Genomic DNA, 13,033 nt, shown 5'->3' with positions numbered 1-13,033 from the left:
CGCGCTATCGGCCGCCGCCCCGGCGGGCCATAATTGGCGCATGGACACCCCCCACACGCACGATCCGCTGGTCATCGCCGGGCGGACCTTCCAATCGCGCCTGCTGACCGGCACCGGCAAGTTCAAGGACCTCGACGAGACCCGCCTGGCCACCGAAGCCGCCGGCGCGCAGATCGTCACCGTCGCCATCCGCCGCACCAACATCGGCCAGAACCCCGGCGAGCCCAACCTGCTCGACGTGCTGCCGCCGGAGCGCTACACCATCCTGCCCAACACCGCCGGCTGCTACACCGCCGAGGACGCGGTGCGCACCTGCCGCCTGGCGCGCGAACTGCTGGACGGCCACAACCTGGTCAAGCTCGAGGTGCTGGGCGACCAGCGCACCCTGTACCCGGACGTGGTGCAGACCCTGAAGGCCGCCGAGCTGCTGGTCGCCGACGGCTTCGACGTGATGGTCTACACCTCCGACGACCCGATCCTGGCCCGCCAGCTCGAACAGATCGGCTGCTGCGCGGTGATGCCGCTGGCCGCGCCGATCGGTTCGGGCCTGGGCATCCAGAACCGCTACACCCTGCTGGAGATCATCGACAACGCCAGGGTGCCGATCATCGTCGACGCCGGCGTGGGCACCGCCTCCGACGCGGCCATCGCCATGGAGCTGGGTTGCGACGGCGTGCTGATGAACACCGCCATCGCCGGGGCCAGGGACCCGGTGCTGATGGCCAGCGCCATGCGCAAGGCCGTGCAGGCCGGGCGCGAGGCCTTCCTCGCCGGGCGCATCCCGCGCAAGCGCTACGCCAGCGCTTCCTCGCCGGTGGACGGACTGATCGGCTGACGATGACCGACCCGTTCAGCAGCGACGGCGCCAAGGCCCCGCCCAAGCCCTATACCGCCAGCGAAGGCCGGCGCGAGATCCGCAGCTTCGTCCTGCGCCAGGGCCGCTTCACCCCGGCCCAGCAGCGCGCCTTCGACGAGGCCTGGCCGCGCTTCGGCCTCGACTACACCGGCCGCCTGCGCGACTACGACGCGGTGTTCGGCCGCGGCGCGCCGAAGGTGCTGGAGATCGGCTTCGGCAACGGCGAGGCGCTGCGCTTCGCCGCCCGCCAGGATCCCTCGCGCGACTACATCGGCCTGGAAGTCCACGCTCCCGGCGTCGGCCGCCTGCTCAACGCCCTGGCCGCCGACGGCAGCGACCACGTGCGCGTCTACCACCACGACGCGGTCGAGGTGCTGCGCAACGAGGTCGCCGACGGCACCCTCGACGAGATCCGCATCTACTTCCCCGATCCCTGGCACAAGAAACGCCACAACAAGCGCCGCCTGGTGCAGCCGGAGTTCGCCGCGCTGCTGGTGCGCAAGCTGCGCATCGGCGGCCGCCTGCACCTGGCCACCGACTGGGAACCGTATGCCGAACACATGTGGGACGTGCTCGAGGCCACCGCCGGCCTGGCCAACCGCGCCGGTCCGCGCGGCCACGTGCCGCGCCCGGAATGGCGGCCGGAAACCCATTTCGAGCGCCGCGGCCTGAAGCTGGGCCACGGGGTGTGGGACCTGCTCTACGACCGCGTCGGCAAAAGCGGCAGGGGTGAGGCGATCGCGGACCCAACCCCGCCGCGGACGGCTAAACTCGATCCCACATGAGCGTCGCGCCGTCCGCATCCCGCCCCTCCTGCTCCGGCCCTGCCGGGGGCGCGCGTCCCGCTTCCGCCTCCGTTCCCGCATCGCCATAAGGACCCGGCGCGCCAATGGAATCCGGCCTCACCCTGACCAACGACATGCGCCTGGTGCTGGGGCTGGTCGGGTTCTCGATGGCCATGTTCCTGTTCGACCGGATCCGCGCCGACCTGGTCGCGCTGGTGGTGCTGGTGGTGCTGGGCGTCACTGGCCTGGTGGCCCCGGAGGAGATCTTCAGCGGCTTCTCCGGCAACGCGGTGATCAGCATCATGGCCACCATGGTGCTGGGCGCCGGGCTTGACCGCACCGGCGCGCTGAACCGCCTGGCCGGCTGGCTCCTGCGCCGCGGCCACGGCAAGGAGAAACGGCTGCTGGCGATGACCTCGCTGGTCGCCGGCCTCAACTCCGCGTTCATGCAGAACCCGTCGGTGATGTCGCTGTACCTGCCGGTGGCGGCGCGGCTGTCGGCGCGCAGCGGGCTGTCCATGTCGCGCCTGCTGCTGCCGCTGGCGGCGGCGATCGTGATGGGCGCGGCGCTGACCATGGTCGGCAACTCGCCGCTGATCCTGCTCAATGACCTGCTGGTCTCGGCCAACAACAACCTGCCCTCGGGCGCCGCCACGCTGGAACAACTGCCGATGTTCGCGCCGGCGCCGGTGGGCGTGACCCTGCTGGCCGCGGCGCTGCTGTACTTCCACTTCTACGGCAACCGCAAGCTCGCCGAGCTGGAAAGCGAAGGCGGCGAGGAGAACGTCACCCCCGCGCGCACCGAAAGCTACTTCGCCCGCACCTACGGCATCGAGGGCGACGTGTTCGAGCTGGTGGTCAGCCCGGAAAGCCCGCTGGTCGGCATGGCCGTGGCCGAGGCCGAGTCGCTGCACAACGCGCCGCTGCTGCTGGCGCTGAAGTCCGGCAACGACACCCGCCTGGCGCCGCCGGCGGACATGCGCATCTGGGTCGGCAGCGTGCTCGGCGTGATGGGCCCGCGCCAGCAGGTGGCCGACTTCGCCCAGAACCAGTTCCTGCGCATGTCCTCGCGCCTGCGCAACCTCGGCGACCTGTTCAATCCGGCGCGCGCCGGCATCTCCGAAGCGGTGCTGCCGCCGACCTCGCGCTTCATCGGCAAGAGCGCGCGCGAGCTGCGCCTGCGCAAGCAGCTGGGCATCAGCCTGCTGGCGATCAACCGCGACAAGCAGGTGATCCGCGAGGACGTGCGCTCGGTGCCGCTGCGCGCCGGCGACATGCTGGTGTTCCACAGCATCTGGCAGGACCTGGCGCAGGCCGCGGAGAGCCGCGACTTCGCCGTGGTCACCGACTATCCGAAGGGCGAGCAGCGCCCGCACAAGTTCAAGATCGCCATGGCGATCTTCGCCTTCACCATCCTCATCGCGCTGACCGCCAAGCTGCCGGTGTCGCTGACCCTGATGACCGGCGTGGCCGGCATGCTGTTGACCGGCGTGCTGAAGATGGACGAAGCCTACGCGGCGATCAGCTGGAAGACGGTGTTCCTCACCGCCGGCCTGATCCCGCTGGGCTGGGCGATGGACAGCAGCGGTGCGGCGGCCTGGGTCGCCGGCAACACCCTCGACCGGCTGCCCGAAGGCACGCCGCCGTGGCTGCTGCAGATCGTGGTGGCGGTGCTGACCACCGCGTTCTCGCTGGTGATCAGCCATGTCGGCGCGACCATCGTGATGGTACCCATCGCGATCAACCTGGCGCTGGCGGTGGGCGGCGACCCGACCGCGTTCGCCCTGGTCACCGCGCTGTCGGCGTCCAACAACTTCATGACCGCCTCCAACCCGGTGATCTCGATGATCACCGGCCCGGCCAACTACGCCTCGCGCGACCTGTGGCGCGTCGGCGCGCCGCTGTCGGCGATCTACACGCTGATCGTGGTGGTGGTGGTGAACCTGATGTTCTGGGGCGGGCGCTAGGCCTCGCCGCGCGGCGCCGCGGCCAGCCAGACCTGGCCGTCGCGCACTTCCACCGCCACCGCGCGCAGCGCGTCGCCGCGGCACGGCCCGGCCACGCACTGGCCGCCTTCCAGCTCGAAGCTGGCGCCGTGCGCGGCGCACACCAGCAGCCCTTCGCGCGACTTCAGGAACTGGCCCGGGGCCCAGTCCAGGCGCCGTCCGGCGTGCGGGCAGACGTTGAGCCAGGCGCGCACCGCGTCGCCCTGGCGATGCACGACCAGCGACTCGGAATCGCCATCGAGCACGGCCTCGACCTCGACCAGGGCGCCATCGGCCAGGCCCTCGAAACTGAGCAGTGGTTCAGCGTTTAACGATCCCATCACAACCCTGTCGGCAGGCGCGGCTACCCTGCGCACTGGTTGCAATTCTGGCACATGTACCGATGCACGCCCGTTCGTTCCGCTTCGACGCGTTCCAGCTGAACTCCCTGTTCGCCCCCCGCAAGCCGCGCACGCCGCTGCTGCGCGTGCTGTTCGGCCTGGTGGGACTGGTCCTGCTGGCGGTGCTGGTGTTCTTCGGCGTGTTCGTCGGCGCAGCGATGCTGGCCGTCGGCATGGCCTGGCGCCTGCTGGCGCGGCGCACGCCGCGCACGCCCGCCGCCGCGCGCCAGACCTTCGAGGCCGAGTACCACGTGGTGCGGAAGCCGCAACTGCCGACCCCGCGCTGAGGCGCGAAAGCCGCGCCGCCGGCGCGTAGACTGTGCGCCCCTTCCACATGGGCGCCGCCATGAACGATGTGATCCCCGCCCCGCCGGTGCCGCGCCTCGCGGTACGTGGCGGCGGGCGCTTCCCGGTGCACCGCATCTACTGCGTGGGCCGCAACTTCGCCGAGCACGCGCGCGAGATGGGCGCCACCGCGCCGGCCTCGAAGGCCGAACGCGGCACCCCGGTGTTCTTCATGAAGCCGGCCGACGCCGTCGTCACCGGCGAGGCGGTGCCCTACCCGCCGGCCACCGCCGACCTGCACCACGAGGTCGAGCTGGTCGTGGCGATCGGCCGCGACGCGCCGGCCGGCGTGCTGCCGGTGGAGCAGGCGCAGGCGCTGGTGTTCGGCTACACCGTCGGCCTGGACCTCACCCGCCGCGACCTGCAGGCCGCGGCCAAGGCCAAGGGCCTGCCCTGGGACACGGCCAAGGGTTTCGACCATTCCGCGCCGGTCGCCGAACTGGTGCCGGCCACCGAGGCCGGCGAGCTGGGCGCGCGGGTACTGGAACTGCAGGTCAACGGCCAGCCGCGCCAGCGCGCGCCGCTGTCGGACCTGATCTGGGACGTGCCGGAGATCCTGCACGAGCTGTCGAAGCTGTACGCCCTGCGCGCCGGCGACCTGGTGTTCATGGGCACCCCGGCCGGCGTGGCCGCCCTGCAGCCGGGCGACCGTTTCGAGGCACGACTGGAAGGCATCGCCACCCTGCGCGGCCACGTCGAAGGCTGATCGCCGGGCACGGCCACGGGTTACGCTGTGCATGCGTGCCGCCGGCACGCCGGAACACAAGGAGGACAAGATGGGCATGATCAGCGAGTTCAAGGAATTCGCGATGCGCGGCAACGTGATCGACCTGGCCGTCGGCGTGGTGATCGGCGCGGCGTTCGGCAAGATCGTCACTTCGCTGGTGGACAACATCATCATGCCGCCGCTGGGCTGGCTGATCGGGAACGTGGATTTCTCCGACTTGGCCTGGACCCTGTCGCCGGCGCGCGTGGCCGCCGACGGCAGCGAGATCCCGGCGGTGGTGGTCGGCTACGGCGTGTTCCTCAACACCGTCATCCAGTTCCTGATCGTGGCCTTCGCCATCTTCCTGCTGGTCAAGGGCGTCAACCGGCTGGCCCGCAAGAAGCAGGAGGAAGCGCCCGCCGCGCCGGCCGAGCCGAGCGAGGAAGTGGTGCTGCTGCGCCAGATCCGCGACTCGCTGCAGCAGCCGCGCTGATACGCCCGTTGGTGTGCTCCCGTGACCATGCGCACGGGAGCGCGCCAGGCGGCTCTGCTAGGCTCGGGGACTTCCTTTCCGGAGCCCTGTTCGCATGCGCCTTGCACTGCTCGCCGCCCTGCTGGTCCCACTCGTGGCCAGCGCCGCCGAAACCCGCATCCCGGACCACGCCCTGCAGCAGGCCGCGCAGCTGCGCGAGCGTGCGCTGGCCGACGACACCGCCTGGAAGGTCACCGAATCGCTGACCACCGAGGTCGGGCCGCGCCTGGCCGGCAGCGAGGCCGATGCGCGCGCCGTGGCCTGGGCGCAGGCCAAGTTCCGCGAACTGGGCTTCGACCGCGTGTGGACCGAGCCGGTGACCTTCCCGAAGTGGGAGCGCCGCAGCGAGAGCCTGACCGTGCTCGGCAAGCATGCGCAGCCGCTGGCGATCACCGCGCTGGGCGGCAGCCCGGGCGGCACCGTCGAAGGCGAGGTCGTGCGCTTCGCCGACCTGGCCGCGCTGGAGGCCGCGCCGGAAGGTTCGCTGGCCGGCAAGATCGCCTTCGTCGACTACCGCATGACCGCCGCGCGCGACGGCAGCGGCTACGGCCCGGGCAGCGCGGTGCGGTCCAAGGGCCCGTCGCTGGCGATCCGCAAGGGCGCCGCCGGCTTCCTGATGCGTTCGGCCGGCACCGACAGCCACCGCGTGCCGCACACCGGCATCACCCGCTTCGACGACGGCCTGACCCCGGTGCCCTCGGCGGCGCTGAGCATTCCCGACGCCGAGCAGCTGGCGCGCCTGGTCGCGCGCGGGCCGGTGAAGCTGCGCCTGGCCATCGACGCCGGCTGGGACGGCACCTATACCTCGCAGAACGTGATCGGCGAGATCACCGGCAGCCGCCGCCCGGAGGAAGTGGTGCTGATCAGCGGCCACCTCGACTCCTGGGACCTGGGCACCGGCGCGGTCGACGACGCCGCCGGCATCGGCATCACCATGGCCGCGGCGAAGCTGATCGCCGGCCTGCCGCAGCGCCCGGCGCGCAGCATCCGCGTAGTGGCCTACGCCAACGAGGAACAGGGCCTGCACGGCGGCAAGGCCTACGCCGCCGCGCATGCGGCCGAGGCCAACCTCCACCAGCTGGCCGCCGAGAGCGACTTCGGCGCCGGCCGCATCTACGCCTTCAACACCGGCGCGCCGGAACACGCGCGCGCGGCCACCGCGCAGATCGCCCAGGCGCTGGCGCCGCTGGGCATCGAGTACGCCCCGGACAAGGGCGGCCCGGGCCCGGATATCATCCCGCTGGCGGCCAAGGGCGTGACCTGGGCCTGGCTGGCCCAGGACGGCAGCGACTACTTCGACCTGCACCACACCGCCGATGACACCCTCGACAAGATCGACCCGGCGGCGCTGGCGCAGAACGTCGCCGCCTACGCCGTGTTCGCCTTCCTCGCCGCGGAAGCGGAAGGTGACTTCGGCAGCCAGGTGAAGGAAGCGGCACCGGCGAAGTAATCCGCGACACCGAGGAGCCGGCGGGCATGCCGGCCGGCTCCACGCAACGCGTCGCCCGCGCGGCGACGCACCCCGCGCTTGCGCGTTGAGCCTATGCCGGATGCGCCGGCGAGCTATTCCAGACACCGTCCACGATGGCGGGTACGCTCCTGTCCTCCTCCGGGAAGGGAGCTTCCGATGCCGCGCCTGCCGCGTACCGCCGTCGCCCTGCTGCTCGGCCTGGCCTGCGCGCCGGCCTCCGCGTCCGCGCCGCCACCGCTGCGGCTGGAATCGCCCGACGGCCGCACCGTGGTCATCCTGGCGACGGACGTCGACGGCTCCCCCGCGTGGGCGGTCGAGCGCGATGGCCGGGCGCTGATCGCGCCCTCGCCGCTGGGCGTGCGGATGGACGGCATCGACCGGCCCGGCCCCGGGACGAAGGCCACCGCCGCGCGCCGCTCGCAGACCGACTCCCGCTACGAACTGGTCGCCGGCAAGACCCGCCAGGCGCGCGACCACTACAACCAGCTGGAGGTGGACCTGGCCGACGGACAGGGCCGCGTCCTCGGCCTGGTGCTGCGCGCCTACGACGACGGCGTCGCCCTGCGCTACCGCCTGCCGCGGCCCGCCGAGGGCGACCTGGTCGTGCAGCAGGACCTCACCGGTTTCATCTTCCCGCGCGACTACGCCTGCCACGCGCTCAACCTCGGCCGCTTCGGCACCAGCCACGAGGGCGAGTACGACCCCATCGACGCCTCGCGCCTGCGCGCCCACCACCTCATCGAACTGCCCCTGGTCTGCGCCAGCGGCGAAGGCAGCACCGCCTTCGCCATCGCCGAGGCCGACCTGGACCGCTACGCCGCGCTGTACCTGGCCGGCCGCGGCGACGGCCGCCTCGGCGTGGAAGCGAAGCTGTCGCCGCGCCTCGATGCGCCCGGCATCGCCGTGCGCCTGCCGCGCGCGGAAGTCGCGGCGAACGGCCACCTGACGCCGTGGCGCGTGCTGATGATCGGCGACAGCCCCGGCGTGCTGGTCGAATCCAGCCTCATCGCCAGCCTCAACCCGCCCACGCCGCTGCAGGACACCGCGTGGATCCGCCCGGGCAAGGCCGCGTGGGACTGGTGGTCGGCCAGCCGCGCGCCCGACCTGCCCGGCGCCGGCATGAACACGGCGACGATCAGGCGCTACATCGACCACGCCGCCGCGCTGGGCCTGGACTACATGCTCATCGACGACGGCTGGTACGTGGGCAGCAGCGGCGACGGCCGCTACCACCCGGAGGCCGACATCACCCGCGCGGTGCCGGCGCTGGACCTGGCGGCGGTGATCGTCTACGCGCGCCAGCGCGGCGTCGGCATCTGGCTGTGGAACCACTGGAAGGCGCTGGAGCCGCGCATGGACGCGGTGTTCGCGCGCTACCGCGAACTCGGCGTGCACGGGGTCAAGGTCGACTTCATGGAACGCGACGACCAGGAGATGGTCGACTTCATCCACCGCATGGCGCGCAGCGCGGCGCAGCACCGGCTGATGCTCGACCTGCACGGCATGTACCGGCCCACCGGCCTCGAGCGCACCTGGCCCAACCTGCTCACCAGCGAAGCGGTGCTCGGCGCCGAGTACAACAAGTGGAGCCGGCGCATCACCCCCGGGCACAACCTCACCCTGCCGTTCACCCGCATGCTGCTGGGGCCGATGGACTACACGCCGGGCGGGTTCCGCAACGTGGCGCCGGAACGCTTCCAGGTGGTGTTCGACGCGCCCCGGGTGATGGGCACGCGCGCCCACCAGCTGGCGATGTACATGGTCTACGAAAGCGGCCTGCAGATGGTCGCCGACAGCCCCGACGCCTACCTCGACGGCAGCGGCGGACTCGCGCCCGGGGCGGAATTCCTGCGCCTGGTGCCGGCCCGCTGGGACGAGACCCGGGTGCTGGCCGGCGAGATCGGCCGCTACATCGTGGTGGCGCGGCGCAGCGGCCGCGACTGGTACATCGGCGCGATGACCGACCGGCCGCGCACGCTGGAACTGGACCTGGACTTCCTGCCCGCCGCGGACTGGCAGGCCACGCTGTGGCTGGACGGCGCGCTGCCGACCGACGTACGGCGCGTGGAGGAACGCCTCGATGCCGACCGGCGCAGGCTCAGCCTCGAACTGGCCAACGGCGGCGGCGCGGTGCTGCACCTGGTGCCGCCGTCGCCACGCATCGCCGCGGTGGATGCCGCGGGCATTCGCCGAGGAGCGTGCGGCCTCAGCCGCGCGCCGCCCAGCGGGCGAGGAACACCGCGGTGGCGGCGGCCACGTTGAGGCTCTCCACCGCGCCGGTGCCGGGGATCGACAGGCGCCGGTCGCAGGCCGCGGCCAGCGCCGGGTCCATGCCCTCGCCTTCGGCGCCCATCACGTAGACCAGCCGTGGCGGCAGTTCCGCCGCGAACAGGCTGTCGCCCCCGCGTACGACGGTGGCCGCCAGCTGGAAGCCCGCGGCGCGCAGCGCCTCGAGCGCGGCGCCGGTCTGCGGCAGGCGCACCAGCGGCACCGCTTCGGCGCCGCCTTCGGCCACGCGCGCGGCGGCACCGGACAGGGCCAGTTCCGACGCCGGCGGCAGCAGCACCGCCGCGCCGAAATGCGCGGCCGAGCGCAGGATCGCGCCGAAGTTGTGCGGATTGCCGACGCCGTCCAGCCACAGCGCCAGCGCCGGCGCGCCCGGCGCCAGCGAGGCCAGCCAGTCCTGCAGCGGCAGCGGCGTTGTGCGCTGCACGTCGGCGACCACGCCCTCGTGGTGCGCGCTGGCCGCCAGCCTTTCCAGATCCTCGTCGGCGACCACCCTGTAGCCGACCCGGTGCTTCACGCACCAGGCCAGCAACGGCTTCAGCACCGGGATGCGCGCCTCGGCCAGGTAGACCTTGCGGATCGCCTCCGGGCGGCGGCGGAACACCGCCTCCACCGCGTTGAGCCCGTACAGGCGCAACTCCTCGCGACGCGCGGGCCGCGGCGCCTGGCCGCCGGAACCGGCGGCCGCCTGTTCCGGCGTGGCCCGGCGCGGTGCGCGCGGGCCGGCAGGCGTCGGCCGCGACCGCGGCGCGCCGCCCGGTGGGCGTGGCGGACGCGGTCCACGGTCCCAGGGTCCAGTCATGTCAGGTGCGGCTCTTCCAGAAGTCGGCGTTGCGCACCCCCACGGCATCCGGATCGAACACCGGGTCCAGGCCCAGCTTCTTCTGGCGCTCGTAGTCGCGCAGCGCCAGCAGCGCCGGCTTCTGCAGGATCAGGATGGCGATGATGTTCAGCCATGCCATCACGCCGACGCCGATATCGCCCAGGGTCCAGGCGGTGGCCGCGTTGTGGTACGCGCCGAACACGACCATGCCGATGATGCCGATGCGCAGCAGGAAGGTGGCCAGCGGGTGGGTCTTGCGCACGCCGGCCAGGTAGGTGAGGTTGGTCTCGGCCATGTAGTAGTAGGCCATGATCGTGGTGAAGGCGAAGAAGAACAGCGCCAGCGCCACGAAGCCGGCGCCCCAGCCCGGCAGCACCGATTCCACCGCCGCCTGGGTGAACTGCGCGCCCTCGGAGGGCAGTACGCCGGGCACGCCGGTGAACACCGCCTCGAGCTTTTCCGCGCCCGCTTCCTTGATCACCCGGAAGGTGTTGTACATGCCGGTGGACAGCAGCAGGAACGCGGTCGAGGTGCACACCAGCATGGTGTCGAAGTAGATCGCGAAGGCCTGCACGTAGCCCTGCTTGGCCGGGTGCGAGACCTCGGCCGCGGCCGCCGCATGCGGGCCGGTGCCCTGGCCGGCCTCGTTGGCGTAGACGCCGCGCTTGACGCCCCAGGCGATGGCCTGGCCGAGGATCGCGCCGAACGCGGCGTGCGCGCCGAAGGCGCTGGTGAAGATGTCGGCGAACATCGCCGGCACCTTGTCCAGGTTGAGCGCCATCACGGTGATCGCCATCAGGATGAAGGCCAGCGCCATGAACGGCACCACCAGCTCGGCGAACGCGGCGATGCGCTTGATGCCGCCGAAGATGATCAGGCCCAGCAGCACGGCCACGGCCAGGCCGATCCACAGCTTGAGCATGCCGGCGCCGCCGAGGCTGCCGCACAGGGCGCCGTCGCCGCTGCACAGCACGCCGCTGGCGCTGTCGGCGATGGCGTTGGCCTGCACGCCCGGCAGCAGCAGGCCGGTGGCGACCACGGTGGCGACGGCGAAGACCACCGCGTACCACTTCAGGCCCATCGCCTTCTCGATGTAGTACGCAGGGCCGCCGCGGTAGCGCCCCTCGGCGTCCTTCTCCTTGTAGATCTGCGCCAGGGTGCACTCGATGTACGAGGTCGAGGCGCCGAGGAAGCCCATCACCCACATCCAGAACACCGCGCCCGGGCCGCCATAGGCAATCGCTGTGGCCACGCCGGCGATGTTGCCGATGCCCATGCGCCCGGCCATCGAGATGGCCAGCGCCTGGAACGAGGACACGCCGGCCTCGGACTTCTGTCCGGTCACGGTCAGGCGGCACATCTCCGCGAACCCGCGCAGCTGCATGGCGCGGGTGCGGAAGGTGAACCACAGGCCGGCGCCCAGGCACAGCGCGATCAGCGCGTTGCTCCAGATGATGCTGTTGAGCCAGTTGAGAAAGGCTTCCACGATGAAGGATCTCCGGTCGCCGGAAGGCGGGTCAGGAACGGGAAGCGCGCAGGGAGCCTGCGCGCGTAGCCACGCAAGATAACCGCAAGTGGCGCCCGAACGCAGCCACCCGGCGCGACCGGTACGCCCTCAGCCCGCTTCGGCGGCGCCGCGCGGCGTGGCCGGCCTGACCATCGGCACTTTCCAGGTCAGCCAGGTGCCTGCCCGCCACAGCCATTCCAGCGGTCCGTAGTAGAAGCGCCGGAACCACAGGTGGGCGAACAGCAGCTGCGCGGCGAAGCCGGCCAGCCCCAGCAGCACCGCCTGGACCTGGGTCATGCTGGCCCACAGGCCCAGGCCGTAGCCGTAGAACACCGGCACGAACACCAGCGACTGCGCCACGTACAGAGTCAGGGTCATGCGCCCGGCCGGGCCAGCATGCGCAGGGCGGGCCCGGACGCCCCGTGGTAGGCGATCAGGAAGGCGAGCATCGAGGCCGCCATCACCGCCAGGTCCAACAGGCTGCCCAGCAGCGCATTGGCCATCGCCCGCGGCATCGGCATCGCCTCGCTGCCGGGCACCCGCGCGACCAGCGCGTCGCGGCCGAAGTACAGCGCCACCGCCACGGCCAGCGCCACCGCCAGGCCCACCCAGCGCGCGGTGGCGAACCGCGCCGGCCGTTCGAAGAAGCCGATCCGCCCGAGCACCATGCCCACCAGCGACAGCCCGAGGATCTGGCTCAGCCGCCCGGACTCGTACATGAAGAGCCACTTGAAGCCATGGCCGTCGGCCAGGTTCATGCGCACGGTCTCCGCGAAGCCGCCGTGCAGGTAGACCTCCGGGATGGTCGCGCTCCAGTACTGCAGCGGCTGGTTGGCCAGTCCGCGCCGCGCAGGCCGGCGACGATGCGCACCAGCATCAGCGGCTGCAGGAGGAAGAACGCCGCCACCACGAGCAGCACCCGGTTGGAACGGACGAGGTGGAACGGCAGCAGGAACAGGCCCATCACCGCCAGCACCTCGAGCACGTCGCCGCGGTACCAGACGCCGTGCAGCAGGCCCAGCAGCGCCAGGCGCCAGACGAAGCGGCCGGTGAAGTCGATGCCGCGGCGCGCCGCGCGGTCCATGATGATGAAGAAGCTGACCCCGAAGCACAGCGCCAGCAGGGCGAAGGCCTTGCCCGCGAACAGCAGCCAGACGGTGTCGTGCACCGCCAGCTGCAGCGGATCGGTGGCCGGCTTCGCCCAGTACAGCTCGAACAGCTCGGGCATGTGCACGATGAAGATCCCGAACAGGGCGAACCCGCGCAGGGCATCCAGCGACTCCATGCGCGACGCGTGTTCCACCTTCCCCATGGGACCACCCCGAGGCGTTGGGAC

General features: G+C 71.8%; 13 protein-coding genes and 1 pseudogene. 8 read left to right on the top strand and 6 right to left on the bottom strand.

Going from position 1 to position 13,033, the window contains the following annotated elements; genetic code table 11:
- Positions 1-40: 40 nt before the first annotated feature.
- The 3 genes from PSEJ35_RS0111415 (at position 41) to PSEJ35_RS0111405 (ending at position 3,608) form a co-directional block, all read left to right on the top strand.
- Positions 41-835 carry a thiazole synthase gene (locus tag PSEJ35_RS0111415; protein WP_028917911.1) on the top strand — a complete coding sequence of 265 codons (795 nt, stop codon included), beginning with the start codon at positions 41-43 and terminating at the stop codon, positions 833-835.
- Between the two features lie 2 nt (positions 836-837).
- Complete coding sequence (gene trmB / locus PSEJ35_RS0111410) at positions 838-1,641, top strand: tRNA (guanosine(46)-N7)-methyltransferase TrmB (protein WP_028917910.1); 804 nt, start codon at positions 838-840, stop codon at positions 1,639-1,641.
- Positions 1,642-1,745: 104 nt separating this feature from the next.
- Positions 1,746-3,608 (top strand): SLC13 family permease, encoded by a 1,863-nt coding sequence (locus PSEJ35_RS0111405; RefSeq protein ID WP_028917909.1) that lies wholly within the window; start codon positions 1,746-1,748, stop codon positions 3,606-3,608.
- Here PSEJ35_RS0111405 and PSEJ35_RS0111400 read toward each other — a convergent pair.
- Positions 3,605-3,967 carry a Rieske (2Fe-2S) protein gene (locus tag PSEJ35_RS0111400; RefSeq protein ID WP_028917908.1) on the bottom strand — a complete coding sequence of 121 codons (363 nt, stop codon included), beginning with the start codon at positions 3,965-3,967 and terminating at the stop codon, positions 3,605-3,607. The two genes, PSEJ35_RS0111405 and PSEJ35_RS0111400, sit on opposite strands and share 4 nt — an antisense overlap.
- A 62-nt stretch (positions 3,968-4,029) precedes the next feature.
- On the opposite strand from PSEJ35_RS0111400, the gene PSEJ35_RS0111395 reads away from it, so the two are divergent.
- From PSEJ35_RS0111395 to PSEJ35_RS16110, 5 genes and pseudogenes are all read left to right on the top strand, one after another.
- On the top strand, positions 4,030-4,314 hold the full coding sequence (locus PSEJ35_RS0111395) for a hypothetical protein (protein ID WP_028917907.1): 285 nt from the start codon (positions 4,030-4,032) through the stop codon (positions 4,312-4,314).
- 59 nt (positions 4,315-4,373) lie between these two features.
- Positions 4,374-5,078 carry a fumarylacetoacetate hydrolase family protein gene (locus PSEJ35_RS0111390; RefSeq protein ID WP_028917906.1) on the top strand — a complete coding sequence of 235 codons (705 nt, stop codon included), beginning with the start codon at positions 4,374-4,376 and terminating at the stop codon, positions 5,076-5,078.
- A gap of 70 nt (positions 5,079-5,148) precedes the next feature.
- Entirely contained in the window at positions 5,149-5,571 is a 423-nt protein-coding gene (mscL, locus tag PSEJ35_RS0111385) for a large-conductance mechanosensitive channel protein MscL (RefSeq protein ID WP_028917905.1), read from the top strand.
- A 94-nt stretch (positions 5,572-5,665) separates the two neighbouring features.
- On the top strand, positions 5,666-7,060 hold the full coding sequence (locus PSEJ35_RS0111380; RefSeq protein WP_028917904.1) for a M28 family peptidase: 1,395 nt from the start codon (positions 5,666-5,668) through the stop codon (positions 7,058-7,060).
- A gap of 177 nt (positions 7,061-7,237) precedes the next feature.
- A pseudogene (locus PSEJ35_RS16110) lies at positions 7,238-9,223 on the top strand (glycoside hydrolase family 97 protein); the annotation flags it as partial.
- Between the two features lie 64 nt (positions 9,224-9,287).
- Here the strand turns inward: PSEJ35_RS16110 and PSEJ35_RS0111370 are convergent.
- The 5 genes from PSEJ35_RS0111370 to PSEJ35_RS17650 form a co-directional block, all read right to left on the bottom strand.
- Entirely contained in the window at positions 9,288-10,169 is an 882-nt protein-coding gene (locus PSEJ35_RS0111370) for a TrmH family RNA methyltransferase (protein WP_084635528.1), read from the bottom strand.
- Position 10,170: 1 nt separating this feature from the next.
- Entirely contained in the window at positions 10,171-11,676 is a 1,506-nt protein-coding gene (locus PSEJ35_RS0111365; RefSeq protein WP_028917902.1) for an alanine/glycine:cation symporter family protein, read from the bottom strand.
- 129 nt (positions 11,677-11,805) lie between these two features.
- Entirely contained in the window at positions 11,806-12,075 is a 270-nt protein-coding gene (locus PSEJ35_RS17660; RefSeq protein ID WP_232207647.1) for a DUF418 domain-containing protein, read from the bottom strand.
- Positions 12,072-12,455, bottom strand: coding sequence for a hypothetical protein (locus PSEJ35_RS17655; protein ID WP_232207646.1), 384 nt, complete (start codon positions 12,453-12,455; stop codon positions 12,072-12,074). Before PSEJ35_RS17655 ends, PSEJ35_RS17660 begins: the two co-directional genes overlap by 4 nt.
- Positions 12,452-13,009, bottom strand: coding sequence for a hypothetical protein (locus PSEJ35_RS17650; RefSeq protein ID WP_232207645.1), 558 nt, complete (start codon positions 13,007-13,009; stop codon positions 12,452-12,454). The genes PSEJ35_RS17655 and PSEJ35_RS17650 overlap by 4 nt, the downstream gene beginning before the upstream one ends.
- Positions 13,010-13,033: the final 24 nt, after the last annotated feature.

It is taken from the genome of Pseudoxanthomonas sp. J35, assembly GCF_000513995.1.
Classification (GTDB): Bacteria; Pseudomonadota; Gammaproteobacteria; order Xanthomonadales; family Xanthomonadaceae; genus Pseudoxanthomonas.
The sequence above is the reverse complement of the archived record's forward strand: the minus strand, read 5'-3'. Positions and strand labels throughout refer to the sequence as shown.